The 20,429-nt window shown below is 71.3% G+C and carries 18 protein-coding genes; 9 read left to right on the top strand and 9 right to left on the bottom strand.

What is annotated here, in order from left to right; translation table 11 throughout:
* Positions 1–25 precede the first annotated feature (25 nt).
* Positions 26–625 (bottom strand): DUF4126 domain-containing protein, encoded by a 600-nt coding sequence (locus ACIBVN_RS10295; RefSeq protein WP_397134740.1) that lies wholly within the window; start codon positions 623–625, stop codon positions 26–28.
* Between the two features lie 4 nt (positions 626–629).
* Entirely contained in the window at positions 630–1,535 is a 906-nt protein-coding gene (locus tag ACIBVN_RS10290) for a phosphotransferase (protein WP_397134738.1), read from the bottom strand.
* Positions 1,536–1,603: 68 nt separating this feature from the next.
* Here ACIBVN_RS10290 and ACIBVN_RS10285 point away from each other — a divergent pair, with 68 nt between their 5' ends.
* Entirely contained in the window at positions 1,604–3,961 is a 2,358-nt protein-coding gene (locus ACIBVN_RS10285) for an FAD-dependent oxidoreductase (RefSeq protein ID WP_397134736.1), read from the top strand.
* On the opposite strand, the gene ACIBVN_RS10280 is transcribed toward ACIBVN_RS10285, so the two are convergent.
* From ACIBVN_RS10280 to ACIBVN_RS10260, 5 genes are all read right to left on the bottom strand, one after another.
* Entirely contained in the window at positions 3,939–4,697 is a 759-nt protein-coding gene (locus ACIBVN_RS10280; RefSeq protein WP_397134734.1) for a GntR family transcriptional regulator, read from the bottom strand. The two genes, ACIBVN_RS10285 and ACIBVN_RS10280, sit on opposite strands and share 23 nt — an antisense overlap.
* A 70-nt stretch (positions 4,698–4,767) precedes the next feature.
* Positions 4,768–5,583, bottom strand: coding sequence for a carbohydrate ABC transporter permease (locus ACIBVN_RS10275; protein ID WP_397134732.1), 816 nt, complete (start codon positions 5,581–5,583; stop codon positions 4,768–4,770).
* A gap of 2 nt (positions 5,584–5,585) precedes the next feature.
* Positions 5,586–6,545 (bottom strand): carbohydrate ABC transporter permease, encoded by a 960-nt coding sequence (locus ACIBVN_RS10270; RefSeq protein ID WP_397134730.1) that lies wholly within the window; start codon positions 6,543–6,545, stop codon positions 5,586–5,588.
* The gene (locus ACIBVN_RS10265) at positions 6,535–7,845 is read right to left on the bottom strand and encodes an ABC transporter substrate-binding protein (protein WP_397134728.1); all 1,311 of its coding nucleotides are present in this window, start codon (positions 7,843–7,845) and stop codon (positions 6,535–6,537) included. Before ACIBVN_RS10265 ends, ACIBVN_RS10270 begins: the two co-directional genes overlap by 11 nt.
* Positions 7,846–7,888: 43 nt before the next feature.
* Positions 7,889–9,103: an ROK family protein gene (locus ACIBVN_RS10260; RefSeq protein ID WP_397134726.1), complete on the bottom strand. Its 1,215-nt coding sequence runs from the start codon at positions 9,101–9,103 to the stop codon at positions 7,889–7,891.
* A 46-nt stretch (positions 9,104–9,149) separates the two neighbouring features.
* Between ACIBVN_RS10260 and ACIBVN_RS10255 the strand changes: the two genes are divergently transcribed.
* The 3 genes from ACIBVN_RS10255 to ACIBVN_RS10245 are packed head-to-tail and all read left to right on the top strand — an operon-like array spanning position 9,150 to position 13,194.
* Positions 9,150–11,303, top strand: coding sequence for an alpha-N-acetylglucosaminidase (locus tag ACIBVN_RS10255; RefSeq protein WP_397134724.1), 2,154 nt, complete (start codon positions 9,150–9,152; stop codon positions 11,301–11,303).
* A complete protein-coding gene (locus ACIBVN_RS10250; protein WP_397134722.1) occupies positions 11,300–12,202 on the top strand; it encodes an N-acetylmuramic acid 6-phosphate etherase in 903 nt (300 codons plus the stop codon). The genes ACIBVN_RS10255 and ACIBVN_RS10250 overlap by 4 nt, the downstream gene beginning before the upstream one ends.
* The gene (locus ACIBVN_RS10245) at positions 12,199–13,194 is read left to right on the top strand and encodes an N-acetylglucosamine kinase (RefSeq protein ID WP_397134720.1); all 996 of its coding nucleotides are present in this window, start codon (positions 12,199–12,201) and stop codon (positions 13,192–13,194) included. Before ACIBVN_RS10250 ends, ACIBVN_RS10245 begins: the two co-directional genes overlap by 4 nt.
* On the opposite strand, the gene ACIBVN_RS10240 is transcribed toward ACIBVN_RS10245, so the two are convergent.
* Positions 13,139–14,269 (bottom strand): NAD(P)H-dependent flavin oxidoreductase, encoded by a 1,131-nt coding sequence (locus ACIBVN_RS10240; protein ID WP_397134718.1) that lies wholly within the window; start codon positions 14,267–14,269, stop codon positions 13,139–13,141. The genes ACIBVN_RS10245 and ACIBVN_RS10240 overlap by 56 nt on opposite strands.
* A gap of 77 nt (positions 14,270–14,346) precedes the next feature.
* Positions 14,347–15,009, bottom strand: coding sequence for an acyltransferase (locus ACIBVN_RS10235; RefSeq protein ID WP_397134716.1), 663 nt, complete (start codon positions 15,007–15,009; stop codon positions 14,347–14,349).
* Positions 15,010–15,119: 110 nt separating this feature from the next.
* Between ACIBVN_RS10235 and ACIBVN_RS10230 the strand changes: the two genes are divergently transcribed.
* The 5 genes from ACIBVN_RS10230 to ACIBVN_RS10210 all read left to right on the top strand — a co-directional run bounded on the left by ACIBVN_RS10230 (position 15,120) and on the right by ACIBVN_RS10210 (position 20,178).
* Entirely contained in the window at positions 15,120–16,784 is a 1,665-nt protein-coding gene (locus ACIBVN_RS10230; RefSeq protein ID WP_397134714.1) for a CTP synthase, read from the top strand.
* Positions 16,781–17,383, top strand: a complete 603-nt coding sequence (locus ACIBVN_RS10225; protein WP_397134712.1) for an NUDIX domain-containing protein — start codon at positions 16,781–16,783, stop codon at positions 17,381–17,383. Before ACIBVN_RS10230 ends, ACIBVN_RS10225 begins: the two co-directional genes overlap by 4 nt.
* Before the next feature lie 15 nt (positions 17,384–17,398).
* The gene (locus ACIBVN_RS10220) at positions 17,399–18,304 is read left to right on the top strand and encodes a site-specific tyrosine recombinase XerD (protein ID WP_397134710.1); all 906 of its coding nucleotides are present in this window, start codon (positions 17,399–17,401) and stop codon (positions 18,302–18,304) included.
* Between the two features lie 123 nt (positions 18,305–18,427).
* Positions 18,428–19,363: a ParA family protein gene (locus ACIBVN_RS10215; RefSeq protein WP_397135299.1), complete on the top strand. Its 936-nt coding sequence runs from the start codon at positions 18,428–18,430 to the stop codon at positions 19,361–19,363.
* Entirely contained in the window at positions 19,360–20,178 is an 819-nt protein-coding gene (locus tag ACIBVN_RS10210) for a segregation and condensation protein A (RefSeq protein WP_397134708.1), read from the top strand. Before ACIBVN_RS10215 ends, ACIBVN_RS10210 begins: the two co-directional genes overlap by 4 nt.
* Positions 20,179–20,429 lie beyond the last annotated feature (251 nt).

Genomic DNA, 20,429 nt, shown 5'->3' with positions numbered 1-20,429 from the left:
GCGCCCGCAGAAGGGCGGCGCACGCTCAGATCTGACCGCGCGCCGCCCTTCTGCGGGCGCGGAATCGGCGTACCCGCCTGATCAGCCACCACGCCAGCACGGCGAGCACGAGCAGCGCGACGATCACGAGCACGGGGGCGAAGACGGCGACCACGCTCATGCCCAGCGAGCCCGCGTCCTCCATCGTGCTCACCACCGGGGCGCCCACGCCCGCCGTCCCGACGTTGATCATCGGACGGGCGACGGCCTTGATCGCGTGTACGGCCAGCGCCATCACGATGCCCAGCAGCCAGCTGGCCCACGGGTGCTCGGCCATCCAGGTGGAGTTGTCCAGTTCGGCCGCCGCGCTCGTGGCCGAGAAGACCACGCCGCCCGACGCCGGGCGCACCACGGTCTGGATGGTGTCGTTGATGCTGTCCACGGCGGGCACCTTGTCCAGGACGAACTCGGCCGCCAGCAGGACGGCGATCACCGCGAGCACGCCCCAGTTGGAGAGCCAGGAGTAGCCGTCGGGGAGCTTCACGGCGTCGGTGAAATTGGCCAGGACGCCCACGACCAGGAGCGGGATGTAGGCGTTCAGTCCGGCGGCCGTGGACAGCCCCAGGCCCGTCAGTGCGGCGATCATGCCTCTAGTCTGCCCGCGCCGCCTCGTCCATGATGTCCGTAAGGCCGGATCCGGTGAACTCGGCCACCGCCCGCTCGTACTTCTCCATGCCCCACGACCAGAAGTCGAAGTCGATGGTCTCGTTCGAGCCGTCCTGGATGGAGGCCCAGAGCGTCCAGCCGTACTTGGACATGAGGCCGAGCAGGCGGGCGCGGGCGATCTTGTGGCGGAGGCGGCGGCCGTAGTACGCGGTGACGAGCTCCTCCAGGTGGCCGGGCGGCAGGTCGGACTCGCTCCAGATGTTGCCGAGCTCGAAGCAGGGGTCGTTGTTGCCCGCGTACTCGTAGTCGATCAGCCAGAGGCGGCGGCCGTCGTCGAGGATGTTGCCGGGCAGGAGGTCGTTGTTGCACGGCACGGTGCCTTCTGCCCGTATTTCCAGACATTTCCGGATCCGGTCAACAGCGGGCATGAAATCGAGATATTTCGCAGGAAGTCGGTAACCGCGGCCCAACACGATCCCCAGGTAACGCCGCTGGACGTCGAACATGTCGAAGTCCCGTACGAACCGCGGCCCGGCATGCAGGCGACGGCACGCCTCCGCCACCCTGGGCAGGTTCGCCGGGTCGCGGAGATCGGCCTCCGTGAACGTCCGCCCCGGCAGGAACCCCACCACTAGCACCCCCAGGTCAGGCAGGTACGCGTGCACCGGCGCCCCCACCCCGGCCGCCTCGGCGGCCAGCGAGCAGGCGTGCTCGGCGTCCCTGTCGATCCCCAGCAGCGAGCCGTCGCCGGCCCACACGCGCGCCACGTACACGCCGCGGGGGGTCGTGACCTTGTAGTTGCGGTTCGTCAGCCCACCGGGCAGCTCCTCGACGGAACGCGGCACGCCGGAGAGCAAGGGGATGCGGTCGAGCACCTCGGGCAGGGCCATGCTCGATGCTAGGACGTGCGACGCTAAACGGTCTAGACCTTTTATGGCCGGAGGGCTAGCCTCGCCCCATGAGCGACTCGGCCCGCATCGTGATCATCGGCGGCGGAGTGGGCGGCGCGTCCGTCGCCTACCACCTCACCCAACTCGGCGAACGCGACGTCGTCCTGCTGGAGCGGGACGAGCTCACCAGCGGCTCCACCTTCCACTCGGCGGGCCTGGTCGGCCAGCTGCGCGCCGACCCCACGCTGATCAGGATGAACCAGTACTCCGTCGAGCTCTACCGCACGCTCGACGCCGGGTGGACGGAGTGCGGCGGCATCAAGCTGGCCGCCACGCCCGAGCGCATGGCGGAGATCCGCCGGCAGATCGGCTGGGCGCGGACGTTCGGGCTGCCGCTGGAGGAGATCTCGGTGGCCGAGGCGGTCGAGCTGTTCCCCCTCATGGATCCCGAAGGGGTCGTGGGCGCCGCGTACCTGCCCACCGACGGGCAGATCGACCCGTCGCAGCTCTGTTACGCGCTCGCCCAGGGGGCCCGTGAGGGCGGCGCGGTGATCCGCACCCACACCAGGGTGCTCGGCATCAGGACGGCGAACGGCCGCGTCACCGGTGTGCGCACCGACCAGGGGGACATCGACTGCGAGATCGTGGTGAACTGCGGCGGCATGTTCGCCGCCGAGATCGGCCGCATGGCCGGGGTGCGGATCCCGATCGTGCCCATGTCGCACCAGTACGTGGTGACCGACGCCTGCCACGACCACACGGGGCTGCCCACGCTGCGCGACCCCGACCTGCTCGTCTACTACCGGCAGGAGGTGCAGGGCCTGGTCATGGGCGGGTACGAGCGCACCTGCGCCCCCTGGACGGCCGGGCTGAACGCCTACGACGCCGTCCCCGCCGACTTCAACGGCCGCCTCCTGTCCGAAGACTGGCCAAGATTCGAGGAAATTTCCGATAATTCGCGGATTCGTGTGCCGGTGATGGCCGACGTCGGCATCCGCAAGCTGATCAACGGCCCGGAGGCGTTCACCCCCGACAACGAGTTCTGCCTCGGGGAGACGGAGGTCGGCGGGTTCTTCGTCGCGGCCGGGTTCTGCGCGCACGGCATCGCGGGCGCGGGCGGCATCGGCAAGGTGATGGCCGAGTGGATCGTCGAGGGCGAGCCGAGCATGGACGTCCGGCACATGGACATCCGCCGCTTCGGCCGCCAGTACCGCTCGCCGTCGTACACGATCAAGCGGGCAATCGAGAACTACGAGACGTACTACGACATCCGCTACCCCGGCCACGAGCGGTCGGCGGGCCGCCCCTTGCGGGTCTCGCCCGTGTACGGCTGGCACGCCGCCCACGGCGCCGTCTTCGGCGAGAAGGCCGGGTGGGAGCGGGTCAACCACTACCGCTCGAACCTCTCCGACGAGGACGAGCGCCCGGAAGGGTGGGCCGGGCGGCTTTGGTCGCCCGCCATCGGGGTCGAGCACCGGGCCACCCGCACCACGGCGGGGCTGTTCGACGAGAGCTCGTTCGCCAAGATCGAGGTCACCGGGCCGGACGCGGCCGAGCTACTGGAGTGGGTGTGCGACAACCGGGTCGCCCGCGAGATCGGCGCCGTCACCTACACCCAGGCGCTCAACCGGCGCGGCGGCATCGAGTGCGACTTCACCGTCACCAGGCGCGGGGCGGAGGAGTTCCTGATCGTCACCGGCACCGCGTCCGGCTCGCACGACCTGGGCTGGTTGCGCAAGCAGGCCGCGCTCACCGGCTCGGCGGCCAGGATCGCGGACGTCACCGGCCAGCACGCGTGCTTCGCCCTGTGGGGGCCACGCGCGCCCGAGATCATCGCGGGGCTCACCCCGGACCCGATGGACTTCCCGTTCATGTCTTCGCGCGAGATCACGGTGGGCGACGTGCCGGTGCTGGCGCTGCGGGTCACGTTCGTGGGCGAGACGGGCTGGGAGCTGTACTGCTCCAGCGAGTACGGACTGGCGTTGTGGCAGGCCCTGTGGGCCGCGGGGGAGCCGTACGGGCTGGTGGCGGGCGGCTATCGGGCCATCGACAGCCTCCGGCTGGAGAAGGGGTACCGGGTGTGGGGCGCCGACATCGGGCCCGAGACGACGCCGTACGAGGCGGGGCTCGGGTTCTGCGTCAAGCTGGACAAGGACTTCCTCGGCCGGGACGCGCTGGACCCGGCGCCGGGGCGGCGGCTGCGGTGCGTGACGCTGGCCGATCCGAGGGCCGTCGCGCTCGGCAACGAGCCTGTACGGCTGGACGGGCACGTCGTGGCCCGGGTCACCTCCGGCGGGTACGGCTACTCGGCCAAGGAGTCCATCGCCTACGCCTACCTGCCGGCCGGGCCAGGAGCCCGGGTGGAGATCGAGGTCGAGGGCGTCTGGGTGCCGGGCGTCGTGGTCAGGACCCCTCTGGTGCCGTGACCCCGCTGCGTACCGAGATGCGGACCCGGTCGGGACGGAACAGGTCGCGGGCGAACTCCACCGGCGTGCCGTCCCCCGCGTACGCCGTCCGCTCGATCAGCATGAGCGGCGCGCCCGGCGCGATGCCCAGCTCGGCGGCCTCCGCCGGGCGGGCGATCACCGGGTCGAGCTGCTCGACCGCCGTACGCGGCTCCAGGTCGTAGCGCGCGGCCAGCAGGGCGTAGAGGGAGCCGGTGAGGTCCTGGTCGAGGAAGCCCGCGAGGGGCGGGAAGTAGGAGCGCTCGAGCGCCACGGGCGAGCGCCCGGCCGATCGCACCCTGGCCACCTCGTGCACCGGCGAACCCGCCTCGACCTCCAGCGCCACGGCCACCGCCCGCGGCGCGGGCACCGTCGCGGCCGTCAGGATCCGCGCCTCGGCCCGCAGGTGGGCCCGCCGCATCTGCTCCGTGAACCCGGCCAGCCCGGTCAGGTCGCACTCGATGCGCGGCTCGGCCACGAACGCGCCGCCCGACCTGCCCGGCACCCTGATCAGCACGCCGTCGCGCTCCAGCGTGGACAGCGCCTGCCTGAGCGTCATCCTGCTCACGCCGAGCCGCCCGGCCAGCTCCCGCTCGCCGGGCAGCCGGTCGCCCGGCGCCAGCTCGCCGCTGGAGATCGACTCCAGCAGCCACCGCTCGATCTGCACATGCGCCGGAACGCCGATGCCACGCTCCAGCTCAGGCGGTGTCCCGACCACAGGCGCATCTTGACACGGCCGCGGTCCCTTACGCCAAACCGCCGGCCCGTCCATGGGCGCCCGCCGGTGGTCAGCCCTTGATCGCGCCCTGGGTGATGCCACTGACGAAGCTGCGCTGGAAGACGAGGTACACGGCGACGATCGGCGCGATGACGATCAGGCAGGCCGCCGCCAGCAACGGGATGTCCGTCGTGTACTGGCCGACGAAAAGCCCCAGGCCGCTCGGCGCGGTGCGCCGGTCCGGGTCCTGCATCATCACCAGGACCAGCATGAACTGGTTCCATGACCACATGAAGTACAGGACCGACAGCGTGGTGAGCGCCGGCCAGGAGATGGGCAGCAGCACCCGGGCCAGCACGACGAGATCCCTGGCGCCGTCGATGCGCGCCGCCTCGACGAGCTCCTCGGGCACGTTCGAGAAGTGGGTCTGCATCCAGTAGACCCCGAACGGCATGAACAAGGCCGCCTCGGCCAGGATGATGCCGCTGTAGCTGTTGGTGAGGCCGACTTCGCGCAGGTTGAAGTAGAGCGCCACCACGATGAGCTCGATCGGCAGCGTGAGCCCCATCACGAACCCGAACGACAGCGTCCGGTGGCCCCACACCTTGAGGATCGCCAGCCCGTACCCGGCGAGAGTGGCCAGCACCACCGAGAGCGGCACCACGAAGGCCGCGATCAGCAGGCTCGAGCGCATGAGGGCGGTCATGTTGCCCCGCTCCCAGGCGAGCGCGAAGTTCTCCCACGACCACCGGTCCGGGATGCTCAGCCCGTCGAGCTGCGCGCCGGGAGGATGCAGGGCGGCCAGGATGATGCCGAGGAACGGCACCAGCACCATGACCGCCAGCAGGACGAGCACGCCGTACCGGACGCTGACACCGCCGCGCATTCTCAACTCTCATCCCTGGTGAAGTGGCGGACCGCGCTGACCACGGCGATGACGATCACGGTGAGCACGACGGCCAGCGCGCTGGCGCCGCCGATGTCCCCCTCGTTGAAGGCGAGCCGGTAGACGAGCAGGCCGGGCACGTTGGTCTGCCCGGCCGGGCCGCCGTTCGTGGTGACGAAGACGAGGTCGAAGCTGGCCAGGGCGTCGATCGTGGTGATGACGCCGGCGACCGTGATCTCCCTGCGCAGCCCGGGCACGGTGACGTGCCGGAACTGCCGGAAGGCTCCCGCGCCGTCGAGCATGGCCGCCTCGTACAGCGCCGGGTCGATCTTCTGCGCGCCGGCCAGGAAGAGCATCATGCACAGCCCGCTGATCGCCCAGGTCCCGATGAGCCCGAGCGCGATCAGCGCCAGCTGGTAGTCGCCCAGCCAGGCGCGGGTGAGCGCCCCCAATCCCGTGAGGTCCAGGAACTGGTTGACGACGCCGGACTCGCTGTAGAGCCATCGCCACGTGATGCCGACGGCGACCAGCGGCAGCACTTTGGGCAGGAAGAAGACGATCCGGAAGAACGTCATCCCCCGGCGCACCTTCCCCATCAGGAGGGCCGTCATGAGCAGCCCGATGCCGATGGGGATGACCGAGAAGAAGACGATCAGCACGAGGCTGTGCAGGATGGCCTCGTACAGCGCCGAATCACGAAATATCTTGACGTAGTTGCTGAAGCCCGCCCAGGTCGGCGGCAGGATGCCGTCCCAGCTCAGCAGGGACAGGCGCAGCGTGTTCAGCGCCGGCCAGATGGCGAATCCCAGGTACACCGCGAGCGCGGGCAGCACGTAGAGCCAGCCGCGCGCCCGCCGGCCGAGCCGGCGCGGGGGGCGGGCGCGCCTGTCGGCCGCCGGCTCCCCGCCGCGGGCCCGGGCGGCTCGCGGCGGGGAGATGGACGGTGTCAGCTCACGAGCCATGGTGTCCGTCCCACGACTCCTGCAGGGAGCGCAGGAAGGCGTCGGGGGTCATCTTGTCGCTGATGAGGCCCTGGATGCCCGGGGTCAGCTTGTCGATCATGCCGGGGGAGGCGTAGTCGGGGAACGGCACGATCCCGTTGCTCTGCGCGACCGGCGCGAAGGCGGTCGCGATCTCGCCGCGCAGCCCCTCGGCGCCGAGCTCGGCCTTGGTGTCGACCGGCATGAACCCGCCGTCGAACTCGATCTTCGCTGCTTCCGGCGAGCTCAGGTAATCGAGGAACGCCGCGGCGACGTTCGGGTGCTTCGACTTCGACGAGATGGCGTACGCCACGCTCGCCCCCGAGGCGACCTTCGCGGGCTCGCCCGACGGCGTGGGCATGAGGAAGAAGCCCACGTCGTCCTTCATCTCGGTCTCCAGGGCGGAGGCCACCCAGTTGCCCGTGATCAGGAACGCGCTGTCGCCCTTGGCGAAGCTCGCCAGCGCGTCAGCGTCGGCCGTGGCGCTCGCCCCGCTGGGGATGTAGCCCTTCTTCGCCCAGTCGGCCAGTGTCTGGGTGGCCTTCAGCGCGGCCGGGTTCTCGATCGTCGCGCCCGGCTTGCCGTACACCCACGACCGGTAGTCGTTGACGTCGCCGGTCACGTTGAGCAGCGCGTTCCACAGGTGGAACCCGCCGACCTGGAGCGCGCCGTTGCTCAGCGGCGTCTGCCCGGCGTCCTTGGCCTTCTGCATCGCGGCCTCGAACTCGGCCAGCGTCTTCGGCGCCGCTTTCACGATCTTCTTGTTGTAGAAGACGCCCAGCACGGACAGGCCGCCCGGCACGGCGTACAGACTGCCGGTCCCGAACTGCTTGGCCGCCTTGTCGGAGCTGAGGACCTCGAGGCTCGCCGGCGGGAACTTGCCGGTCCAGCCGTACGCCTTGGCCCACGGGCTCAGGTCCAGGATGAGGCCGGCCGGGACCAGGGAGTTCATCGCACCCGGGTTGTACTGGGCGATGTCCGGCGCCGCGTCGGACGACATCGCTAGCTTGATGGACTTGATGTAGTCGTTGAACGGGGTCATCTGGGGCTTGATGGTGACGTTCGGGTGCTTCTTGGTGAAGCCGTCGATGAGTGCCTTGGTGGGCGGGTCGTTGGAGTAGGCCAGCGTGAGCGTCACCGGGTCGCTGGGGATGGTGGTCGATACGTCGATCTTCTTCGCCGTGTTTCCTGCCGGGCTACTGGTGCCCGCGCAGGCCGTCAGAGCCAGTGCCGTCGTGACGCTGAGCGCCGCGACCGCCGCGCGCCGGGCCGGTCTCGTCATGCGCATGACCTTTCTCCTGTGTCGGGTGGGGGGCGTCGTCGCTTCAACGGCCCTCCTGGCGACCGCTTCTGACCAGGCCGAACCTGGTCCGCTCGATCTCGTCCAGCGAATGGCGCAGGGCGCCCAGGACGACGGCGTCGTCCTGGAGCCGCGAGACCTCCAGGGCGGGCTGCTCCAGGGGCAGGCCGGACAGGTGCCGCCGGACGGCGTCGAGCAGCCGCTCGCCGCACCTGGCCAGCGGCCCTCCGATGACCACCAGCCGCGGATCGAGGATCGCCCTGATCGCGGCGACGCCTCTGGCGAAGCGGCGCGCGACCACGTCGATCGCCTCCACGGCCGGCGGCGCACCCTCTGTGACGGCGTCCAGCACGGCGTCGAGCGCGCGTTCGCCCGCGGCCTCGATCCGGGCGGCGAAGGCGGCCTCGCCGTCGCGCTCGGCCGCCGCCCTGGCCAGGCGGACGATCTCCGCGCCGCCGACGCGGGCCTCGAACGGGCCCAGGCCGTCCTGCCCGTGCCCGTCCTCGAACACGTCGAGGAAGCCGACGTCGCCGGCGTCGTTGGAGGCGCCGCGGTAGAGCTCGCCGTTCAGCACGATCCCGGCGCCCACGCGCTCGCCCCAGTGGAGCATCACCAGGGAGTCCTCGCGTCGCTCCGCATCGCGCCAGCGCTCGCCCTGGGTGGCGAGCTTGACGTCGTTGTCCAGGTAGACCGGGCAGCCGAGCGCGTCCTTGAGACGGCGTACGAGGAGGTCTCCCGTCAGGCCCGGCATGCTCGGGATGAGCTTGATGACGCCGGTCGCCGGGTCGACGATGCCGGGAGTGCCCACCGAGGCGAACCAGAGATCGCCGGCGCCCGCTCTTTCGACCGCGGCGAGCAGCCTGTCTATGACCTCCTCGCCGGCCAAACCGGCGGGGAGCCGCACCGTGTCCGCAGCGGTGACCGTCCCGGCCAGGTCGGACACCGCCACGCGCAGGTCCTGAGGGCTGATCGACAGACCGAGCACGTGGCCGGCCTCCGCCCTGAACCGGACGAGCTGGGCAGGCCGTCCCGCCCGGTTGGAGTCCCGGTCCAGGGAGCCGAACTCGACCAGGCCCTCCTCGGCCAGCGCGTTGAGCGAGCGGGTGACCGCCTGCCTGGACAACCCCACCGACTTGGCCAGCGCCGACACGCTCATGCTGGGCTCGGCCCGCAGCCGGCGCAGGATCGCGGCCGCGTTGACCTCCCGCATGAACTGCGTGCCCGCGGCGACCAGCTCCATGAACCTCTCCCTCTACGCAGGTTGGAGGCACGCTAGCATATTAATTATGGACCGTACGGAATTAATTCGTCGAGCGCTCCCCACCTGGGCGGACGCGGTCCGCGGGCTCGCCCGCCGAGTGCTCGGGCCCGCGGCCGAGTCGATCCGTCTCACCGCGCTGGAGGGCACTGGGCGGCAGTACGCCTACGAGGCCCGGGGCGGCGAGCTGACCGTCGCCGCGACCGACGGGGTGAGCGCGTCCGTCGGGCTCCACCACTACCTGCGCGAGCGCTGCGGCTTGTCCGTGGGCTGGGACACCGTGCTGCCGCTCCCCGTGACGTCCCTGCCCGGCAGCCCTCCGCGTCGCGGCTGCGCGCGGGTGCGCGAGGGCTACTACCTCAACTTCTGCACCTTCAGCTACACGACGCCCTACTGGGACTGGGCCGACTGGGAGCGCGAGATCGACTGGATGGCCCTGCACGGCATCACGATGCCGCTGGCCGTCACCGGTCACGAGGCCGCGCTGCACGCCGCCTACTCCCGCCTCGGCCTCGACGACGCGACGATCCGGGCGTTCCTCGGCGGGCCGGGCTACCTGCCGTTCCAGTTCATGGGCTGCCTGGACGGCTTCGCCGGGCCGCTCTCCCCGTCGTGGATCGAGGGCCACCGCGAGCTCGGGGCGCGCATCCTCGACCGCGAGCGCGCCTTCGGCATGACGCCCGTGCTCCCGGCCTTCACCGGACACGTCCCACGTGAGATCGCGTCGAAGGCGCGCGCCGGCCGCCGCGAATGGCAGGGGTTCGAGACCTGGGTCCTCGACCCGGCCGACCCGCTGTACGAGCGGATCGGCGCCGAGATCACCCGCGCCCAGATCGAGCTCTTCGGCACCGACCACCTGTACGCCGCCGACCCGTTCATCGAGATGATCCCCATCGACGCCGACCCGGCCTTCCCCGGGGCCGTGGCGGCGGCGACGCTGGCCGGCCTGCGGGCCGCCGACCCGGACGCGGTCTGGCTCATGCAAGCCTGGCCGTTCTCCTACCAGCCGGAGTTCTGGACCGAGGACCGCGTCACCGCCTTTCTCGGCGCGATTCCGGACGAGCGGATGCTCCTGGCGGACCTGTGGGCGGAGCACGATCCGCTCTGGGGCCGCTTCGAGGAGTTCTCCGGCAAACCATGGCTGTGGTGCGCGCTGCTCAACTTCGGCGGACGCACCGATCCGGCCGCCGACCTGCGCGGAGTGCCGGCCGGCATCGACGCGGCCCTGGCGGCGGCGAGCCCGCCCGCAGGGCTCGGCCTGTCCATGGAGGCCACCCGCAACAACCCCGTCTTCTTCGAGCTGGTGGCCGACCAGATCTGGAACCGGGTCCCTGACCTCGACGCCTGGCTCGACGCCTTCGTGACCCAGCGCTACGGCGTGCGGGAGCCTGAGCTGCGGGCGGCCTGGCACGGGCTGCTGGACACCGTCTACGACACCCGGGGCCTGCCGATTCTCCCCCAGGCGTTCGAAGGCGTCATCACCGCGGCGCCCTCGTACGAGCGCGGCTTCGCGGAGCTCCGTGCCGGGGTCGCCGATGTCCTGTGGTACCGCCCGCAAGCCCTCGCCACGGCCTGGGAGCGGCTGATCGAGGCGGCCGAGCGCGACCCCGGCCTGGCCGCGGGGCCGCTCGGGCACGACCTCGTCGAGACCGGCATCGCGTACCTGGCCAGGGTCGCCGACCGCTTCTGCCTCGACGTCCTGGACTCGGCGGGCAGCCCGGAACGAATCGCCCGGTTCCTCAGGGTCTTCGAGGACCTCGACCGGATGCTGGCCTGCCGCCCCGAGTACACCTTCCAGCACTGGGAGGCCAAGGCCCTGTCGTGGGCCACCGGCCCGGACGACCGCGCGGTCCTGCGGGACAACGCCCGCCGCATCATCACCGTGTGGGGCTCCGCGGACAGCCCGCTGCTGGACGACTACGCGGGCCGGCACTGGGCGGGGCTGGTCGGCGGCTACTACCGCGACCGCTGGGAGCTGTGGGCGCGGGGTCTCGGCGGCGCGCTCGCCGGCGACCCCGGCGCCGAGGCGGAGCTGCGGGAACGGCTCCGCGAGCGGGCCGAGGGCTTCCTGCGGGACGGGGCGGCGCCGGTCGAGCCGGGCGACCTGGTCGCGGGGTCGCGCCGGCTGCACGACGCGTACGCGGGCGCATTCGAATCGCACGAACCACGAGGAGCACGATGACCCGGCCGGCACCACCCACCGAGCGCAGAAATCCGCGCACCGCCGCCATCGACACCCTGGCGTCGAGCGACGTGCTCCGGCTGCTGCTGGACGAGGACGCCAGGGCAGTCGAGGCCGCCCGCGCGGCGACCGATCGGCTCGCCCGGGCGGTGGACGAGGCGCATGCGAGGCTGAGCCGGGGCGGGAGCGTGCACTACTTCGGCGCCGGCGCGTCCGGGCGGCTCGCGGTGCTGGACGCCACCGAGATCACGCCGACGTTCGGGGTGGAGCGAGGTCTGTTCACCGCGCACTTCGCCGGCGGCGCCGCCGCGCTGACGGACTCGTCCGTCGATCGGGAGGACGCCGAGGAGCTCGGGGCCGCCGACGCGCAGGGCCTTGACGAGACCAGCGTGGCGGTCGGCGTCACGGCATCCGGGTCCACCCCGTACGTGGCCGGGGCGTTGCGCGCCGCCCGGGCCGCCGGCGCGCTCACCGTGCTGGTCACCTGCAACCCCCTGGCGCCGCTGCGGGAGTCGGCCGAGATCGTCGTCGTCGCGGACACCGGTCCCGAGGCGCTCGCCGGGTCCACCCGGCTCAAGGCCGGCACGGCGACCAAGGCGCTGCTGAACGCGTTCTCGACGGCCCTCATGATCAAGGCGGGGCGGACGTACTCGAACCTCATGGTGGGGCTGGTCGCCACCAACGCCAAGCTCCGCGAGCGGGCGGTGAGCCTGCTCGCGGAGGCGTCCGGCGAGGACGCGGCGGCCTGCCGGGCCGCGCTGGAGGAGTCGGGCGGGCGGATCCCCGAGGCGCTCGTCCGGCTGCTCACGGGCTGCCCGGCCGAGCAGGCACGCGCCGCGCTCGTCGCGCACCCGGGCGTGCGCACGGCCGTCGCCGCGCTGGGCGGGCACGCCGGATGAGCGACGGCTTCGCCGGCGTGGACGTCGGCGGCGGGGGGATCCGGGTGCGGATCGAGAGCGGAGGGCAGGACGCGTACGGGGAGGACGGAGCCCCGGTGCCCCGCGAGGGGGGCCGGGTGGACCTCGAACGGCTCGCCACCCGGATCGCGACGGTCGTCGAGAACGCCTGTGGTATCCCCGCGGAGCTCGCCGGGATGGCGGTCGGAGTGACCGGGTTGCCAGGGCTGGTCAGGGAGCCGGGCACGTTGTGGCGTGCGCTGGGGGAGCGGCTCGGGCTCGGCACACTCGTCGTCGCGGGGGACACGGTGACCACGCACGTGGGAGCGCTCGGGTTCCGGCCGGGGGTGGTGGTCGCCGCCGGGACCGGCGTCATCACGCTCGGCACCGACCTCGACCGCGTGTGGAACCAGTCCGACGGATGGGGCCACCTGCTCGGCGACCACGGCGGCGGCGCCTGGATCGGCATGCACGGCCTCCAGGCCGCACTGCGCGCTCACGACGGCCGCGCCGGCGGCTCGCCCGCCCTGCTCGACCACCTGACCGCCCGCTTCGGGCACCCTCTGGACCTGGTGGCGCTCGTCTACGAGTCGGGCTCGCCGGCGCACCAGCTGGCGTCGTTCGCGCCGCACGTCGCCGACGCGGCCCGCGCGGGAGACCCGGTCGCGCGCGGCATCTGGACCGAGGCCGGCCGCCAGCTCGGCCAGACCGCCGCCGCCGCGGCGACCGGGCTCGAACCGGTGTTCTCCTGGGGCGGCCGCCTCTTCGACGCGGCGGACCTGCTGATGGAGCCGTTCCAGAGCACCGTAAGGGACCTGCTGCCGGCGGCCCGCTTCACACCGCCGCGCGGGACCTCGGCCGACGGCGCGCTCGCCCTGGCCAGGGCCGCCGCCGGCGGCGAAGTCCGGCCGCGCGACCCGTACGTGTACGTCTTCGCGGCTAGTCCGAGCCGGACAGGCGCTGGAGCCGCTCCACCGCCTCCCCGAACTCGCTGATCATGTCGTAGACCACCTCGCGGGCCGGTCTGACCTGGTCGAGCTGGCCCACCACCTGGCCCACGAAGTAGTTGACCAGCTCCAGCGCCCCCGGCTCGCCCTTCTCGGCCGCCGCCTCGATGCGGGCCATCGCGCCCTCGGCCACCAGCAGCTGCAGCGGCATCCCCAGCGGCCCGGGGCTCTCCTGGCCGGAGTCCCACTCCTCCGTCCAGGCCGACTTGAGCTGCCTGGCCGGCTTGCCCGTACGGGACCTGGACCTGACCGTGTCCAGCGACGAGGCGGCCAGCAGCTTGCGCTTGACCGCGGGTACGGTCTCCGCCTCCTCCGTGGTCAGCCAGACCGAGCCGCACCACACGCCCTGCGCGCCGAGTGCCATGGCCGCCGCCATCTGCCGGCCCGACGCGATCCCGCCCGCGGCCAGCACGGGGATCGGGGCCACGGCGTCCACGACCTGCGGCACCAGCACCATCGTGGAGACCTCGCCGGTGTGCCCGCCCGCCTCGGTGCCCTGCGCCACGATGAGGTCCGCGCCCGCCGCCACCTGCCTGCGGGCGTGCTCGACCGTGCCGACCAGCGCGGCCACCGGCACCCCTGCCTCCCTGGCCCTGGCGACCATCTCGGGCGGGGGCGGCCCCAGCGCGCTGGCGATGAGCCCGATCGGGTGCTTGAGCGCCACGTCGATCAGCCCTGTCGCCCCGGCCGCCGTCACCCGCCTGCCGAGCTCGTCCGCCACCGCCGTCAGCGGCTGCACGGGGGCGCTCACGCCGTACTTGGACAGCAGGTGCGTGACGAAGTCGCGGTGACGGTCGGGGACGAAGTCCATGAGGTGCGCCTGCCGGTCGAGCGCGGAGGCGTCGACCTTGCCGGGCACGAGCACGTCCACGCCGTACGGCCGGCCGCCCACCTGGGCGTCGATCCAGCTCAGCTCGGTGTCCAGCTGTTCGGGGGAGTACGCGATCGCGCCCAGGACCCCGAACCCGCCCGCGTTGGTGACGGCGGCGACCACGTCGCGGCAGTGGCTGAAGGCGAACAACGGGAACTCGATGCCCAGGCGCTCACAGATGGCGGTCCGCATGATTCGACGCTATCCGGCAGAAGCTTGTTCGGTCCATCCCCCGGTTCGTCCCCTTCGCCCGGCGTCGAGGGGTCCCGTCAGGAGGCGGTGGCGCGGCGGTTCAGAGGGATGGGGCCGGAAGGGGCGTGCCAGCCGAGCTCCGGCGTGTAGCCGCGGACCAGCTTGGCCGGGACACCCGCGACGACGCTGTGGTCCGGGAACGTGCCGCGGACCACCGCCCCGCCCGCCACCACGCACTGGCGGCCCAGCGTCGTGCCGGGCAGGATGATCGCGCCGGCCCCCAGCCACGAGCCGGAGCCGATCGAGACCGGGCTGTTGCGGGGCCACTGGCGCCCGATCGGGACGTCCGGGTCGTCGTAGACGTGGTTCTGGTCGGTGATGTACACGTACGGACCGGTGAAGACGTCCGCGCCGATGTCGATCGACTGGTGGGCCACGATGTGCGAGCCGCGGCCGATCGAGCAGCCGCGGCCGATGCGCAGGATGGAGTCGGGCCCGAGGTCCGCGCCGGGCATCATGCCGCACGAGATCGACACGCGCTCGCCGATGAGCGTGTGGTCGCCGATCTCGATCCACTGCTCGCCGAAGATCGCGCCCGGGGGGAAGGCGATACTGACTCCGTCGCCGATCCGGCCGAACCGATAGCCCGCGGAGCTCAGCGGGGTGATGGCGCCGGCGTGGCGAATCGCCCCGTAGGCACGGTGAATCAGCGCCCCCACTGCCCGCCGTACGAATGACATAGGGACCAAAGTTACCGCTAGGTTAATCCGTTCGGGCATGTCGGGGGCGTTGTTTGATATCCTGAGAGCCCGTGGACACTTCGACCACACCTCGAGCCACGGGAGCCCCTTTGCGCAGCGCATCGCAAACCAAGCATCTGTTCGTCACCGGCGGTGTCGCCTCCAGTCTCGGCAAGGGGCTCACGGCATCCAGCCTCGGTCGCCTACTCAAGACCCGCGGTCTCAGGGTCACCATGCAGAAGCTCGACCCGTACCTGAACGTCGACCCAGGGACCATGAACCCGTTCCAGCACGGCGAGGTGTTCGTCACCGACGACGGCGCGGAGACCGACCTCGACGTCGGCCACTACGAACGTTTCCTCGACACCGACCTGCACGGCTCGGCCAACGTGACCACCGGGCAGATCTACTCCAACGTCATCGCCAAGGAGCGGCGGGGTGAATATCTGGGCGACACCGTCCAGGTCATCCCGCACATCACAAACGAGATCAAGGACCGGATCAGGGGCATGGCCGGTCCTGACGTGGACGTCGTCATCACCGAGGTCGGGGGCACCGTCGGCGACATCGAGTCGCTGCCGTTCCTGGAGGCCGTGCGGCAGATCAGGCACGAGGTCGGGCGCGACAACGTGTTCTTCCTGCACGTGTCCCTGCTGCCCTACATCGGCCCGTCGGGCGAGCTCAAGACCAAGCCGACGCAGCACAGCGTGGCGGCGCTGCGCAGCATCGGCATCCAGCCGGACGCGATCGTGCTGCGCTCCGACCGGCCGGTGCAGGCGGCGATCAAGCGCAAGATCAGCCTGATGTGCGACGTGGACGAGGACGCCGTCGTCTCCGCCGTGGACGCGGTCTCGATCTACGACATCCCGAAGGTGCTGCACTCCGAAGGGCTCGACGCGTACGTGGTGCGCCGGCTCGGCCTGCCGTTCAGGGACGTCGACTGGAAGGAGTGGGAGCAGCTCCTGCGCCGGGTGCACCGGCCGGCCAAGGAGGTCACGATCGCCCTGGTCGGCAAGTACATCGACCTGCCGGACGCGTACCTGTCGGTCACCGAGGCGCTGCGGGCCGGTGGGTTCGCCAACGACGCGCGCGTCAACATCCGGTGGGTCAAGAGCGACGACTGCGAGACCCCCGAGGGCGCCGAGCGCGAGCTCGACGGCGTGGACGGCGTGCTGATCCCCGGCGGGTTCGGCGTGCGCGGCATCGAGGGCAAGATCGGCGCGATCCGCCACGCCCGCGTGGGCAAGATCCCGCTGCTCGGCATCTGCCTCGGCATGCAGGGCATGGTCATCGAGGCCGCGCGCCACCTGGCCGGCATCGAGGGCGCCAACTCCACCGAGTTCGACCCCGACACCAAGCACGCGGTCGTCTCCACCATGGCCGACCAGGAGGACGTCGTCGCCGGCGAGCGCGACATGGGCGGCACCATGCGGCTGGGCATCTACACCGCCAAGCTCCTCGAGGGCACCCTGGCCAGGCAGCTGTACGCCGGCAAGGCCAAGGCCGACGAGCGCCACCGCCACCGCTACGAGGTCAACAACGCCTACCGCGAGCAGCTCGAGAAGGTCGGACTGGTCTTCTCCGGTCTGTCGCCCGACGGCCGCCTGGTCGAGTACACCGAGCTGCCCACCGACATCCACCCGTTCTTCATCGGCACGCAGGCGCACCCCGAGTTCCGCTCGCGCCCCACGCGGGCCAACCCGATGTTCAAGGGCCTCATCTCCGCCGCCCTGGAGTACGCGGACGCCAGGGTCGGCGCGAAGGTGAGCCGGTGAAAACGGAGGACACGCCCGAGGCCTGGGACGTCGTCGACTCCAAGGAGCGGTTCCGTGGCCACATCATCAGCGTGGTCACGGACACGGTGAAGATGCCCCGCGACGAGGTCGCCGACCGCGACTACGTGGTGCATCCGGGCGCGGTCGCCGTGCTCGCGCTCGACGACCAGGACCGGGTCCTGCTGATCAGGCAGTACCGCCACCCCACCCGCATGCTGATGTGGGAGCTGCCCGCCGGGATCCGCGACGTCGAAGGCGAATCGCTGGTCGCCGGCGCGGCCCGCGAGCTAGCGGAGGAGGCCGGCTACCGCGCCGACACCTGGCACACGCTCGTCGACCTGCGCACCTCGCCCGGCATGAGCGACGAGCGGATCAGGGTGTTCCTCGCCCGCGACCTCACCAAGGTCGAGACCGACTTCGTGCACCGGCATGAAGAGATCGACATGCCGGTCGAGTGGGTGCCGCTGGCGGACGCGGTCGAGAAGGCGCTCATGGGAATGATCCACAATTCCCCGGCCGTGGCCGGTATCCTCGCCGCGTACGCGGCTTCGGTTGAGGGGTTCGCCCTGTTGCGCCCCGCCGACGCCCCTGAGGCGTGACGGAAGGACCAGCTCGTGGAGGCGGTGCTCTCCAGCTACCTCGCCCATCTGGCGGTGGAGCGGAGCCTGGCTGCCAACACACTCGCGTCCTACCGTCGTGACCTGCGGCGATACGTCGAACACCTGCACGCGCGCGGCAGGATGGAGCTCGACGAGGTGGGGGAGGCCGACGTGCTGGCCTTCCTCGCCTCGCTGCGCGAGGGCGACGGCGAGCACCCCGCGCTGGTCGCCAGCTCGGCGGCGCGCGCCGTCTCCGCCGTGCGCGGGCTGCACCGGTTCGCTCTGCGTGAAGGCGTCACCGCCCACGACCCCGCCCACGAGGTGCGCCCGCCGCGCCAGCCGCGCAGGCTCCCCAAGGCCATCGCCGTGGACGAGGTGGAGCGGCTCATCGCCGCCTCCGGCCCCGACGGCGCGCCTCTCACGCTGCGCAACCGCGCGCTGCTCGAGGTCCTGTACGGCACCGGCGCCCGCATCTCCGAGGCCGTCGGCCTGGCCGTGGACGACCTCGAGGACGACCAGGTACGCCTGCGCGGCAAGGGCGGCCGCACCCGCGTCGTGCCCTTGGGCCGCTACGCCCGCTCCGCGCTCGACGCGTACCTCGTACGGGCCCGTCCAGGGCTGCTCGCGCACGGGCGCGGCACCCCCGCCGTGTTCCTGAACGCCAGGGGAGGCCGGCTGACCAGGCAGGGAGCGTGGGAGGTGCTCCAGGCCGCCGCCGAACGCGCCGGCCTTGCCGGGATAAGTCCCCACGTTCTCCGACATTCCTTCGCAACCCATCTCCTGGACGGCGGCGCCGACGTTAGGGTGGTCCAGGAGCTGCTCGGCCATGCCTCCGTGACGACCACCCAGGTCTACACCTTGGTCACGGTCGACAAGCTCCGCGAGGTCTATGCCGCCGCGCATCCGCGCGCCCGGCAGTGATCTATAGTCTTTTGCGACGTGCGCCACCCTCGGCGTGCCGCCTTGCCGCATAAAGTGGCGACGCCATAGTGTCCGTCCGGACGGTCCGGTTCGGGATCGTCAGGGAGGTTCGAGCTGGTGACTGTGACGACCAAGGGTTCGACCCCGGGGACCCCCGACAACCCCTGGGGCGACACGAAGACCAACGCGCCTTCCAACGGCGTCAACCTGGGGCCCACGCAGCGGCCCCGACCCGTGTTCCCCGAGCCGGTGCCGCCCTCGGTGCACGGCCCGGCGCGCGTGGTCGCGATGGTCAACCAGAAGGGTGGCGTCGGCAAGACCACGACGACCATCAACCTGGGGGCCGCGCTCGTCGAATACGGCCTCAAGGTGCTGCTGGTCGACTTCGACCCGCAGGGGGCGCTCTCGGTCGGCCTGGGGATCAACCCGCTCCAGCTCGACCTGACCGTCTACAACCTGCTGATGGAGCGTGGCGTCACCGCCGAGGACGTGCTCCTTGAGACCGGCGTCGAGGGCCTCGACCTGCTGCCCAGCAACATCGACCTGTCGGCCGCCGAAGTCCAGCTGGTCACCGAGGTGGCCCGCGAGCAGGTGCTCGGCCGGGTGATCAAGCCGCTCCTGCCGCACTACGACGTGTGCCTCATCGACTGCCAGCCGTCGCTCGGCCTGCTCACGATCAACGCGCTGACCTGCGCCCACGGCGTGATGGTGCCGCTGGAGTGCGAGTTCTTCGCGCTGCGCGGCGTGGCGCTGCTCATGGACACGATCTCCAAGGTCCAGGAGCGGCTCAACGAGGACCTCGAGATCGAGGGGCTGCTGGCCACCATGTACGACGCCCGCACGCTGCACGGGCGCGAGGTGCTGGCCCGCGTGGTGGAGGCGTTCGGCGACAAGGTGTTCCACACGGTGATCAACCGTACGGTCCGCTTCCCCGACGCGACGGTCGCCGGCGAGCCCATCACCACCTTCGACCCGTCCTCGCTGGGCGCCAGCGCCTACCGTGAGCTGGCCCGCGAAGTGCTGTCGCGCTGGCCGGCGCCTGCCACAATGGCCAGGTGAGCGCGGCAGAGCAGACTCCTCAAGGGTTCCAGGTTCACCTGGACGTCTTCGAGGGCCCCTTCGACCTGCTCCTTGGCCTCATCGCCAAGCACAAGCTGGACATCACCGAAGTCTCGCTCTCCAAGGTCACGGACGAGTTCATCTCCTACATCCGCTCGCGCGGGCCCGAGTGGGATCTCGACCAGACCAGCCACTTCCTGCTGGTCGCGGCTACCCTGCTGGACCTGAAGGCGGCCCGGCTGCTGCCTTCAGGCGAGGTGGAGGACGAGGAGGACCTGGCGCTGCTGGAGGCCAGGGACCTGCTGTTCGCGCGGTTGCTCCAGTACAAGGCGTACAAGGAGGTGGCGAAGCTCTTCTCCGGGCGGATGGCGGAGGAGGCGCTGCGCTTTCCCCGTACGGTGCCGATGGAGCCGCAGTTCGCCAACCTGCTGCCCGAGCTCATCCTGGGCATCGGGCCCGAGCAGCTCGCCAGGATCGCCGCCAAGGCCTTCACCCCCAAGCTCCCGCCCACCGTCAACGTCGGGCACATCTACCAGCCCCTGGCGAGCGTCAAGGAGCAGGCGGCCATCCTGGTCATGCACCTGCGCCGGCTCCGGCGCGCCACCTTCCGCGCGCTGGTGGCCGACTGCGACGGGACCTTCGAGGTCATCGCGCGGTTTCTGGCGGTGCTGGAGCTCTTCAGGGAGTCCGCGGTGACGTTCGAGCAAGTCGAGCCGTTGGGGGACCTGCACATAACCTGGACGGGCGCTGACGACGGCGACGTCACGGTGGGCGACGATTACGAGGAATCCGCGGAGAAACCACGCAATGACTGACAACCCACTGCCCACCCCCCGCCGATCCCCCGACTCCGATCCGCCACTGCCCGCCTGGATGACCCTCCCGGGCTCCCTCGCCCAGCCCTCCGCCCCGGCTGTGGAGGATGAGGTGCTTGAGGACGACGTGCTGCCGGACGACGGCTCACTGTCTCCCGCGACCGCCGCCCCTTCCGGCGGCGGGTCCGTCGACGGTGAGGTGGCGGAGCCGGGAGCGTCGCGCGCGGCCGAGGACGTGGACGCTCCGGAGG

Origin of the sequence: Nonomuraea sp. NPDC049400, from assembly GCF_044466425.1 — a bacterium.
GTDB lineage: Bacteria > Actinomycetota > Actinomycetes > Streptosporangiales > Streptosporangiaceae > Nonomuraea.
Note: the sequence above shows the minus strand (reverse complement) of the source record. Positions and strands in the feature narration are given on the sequence as shown.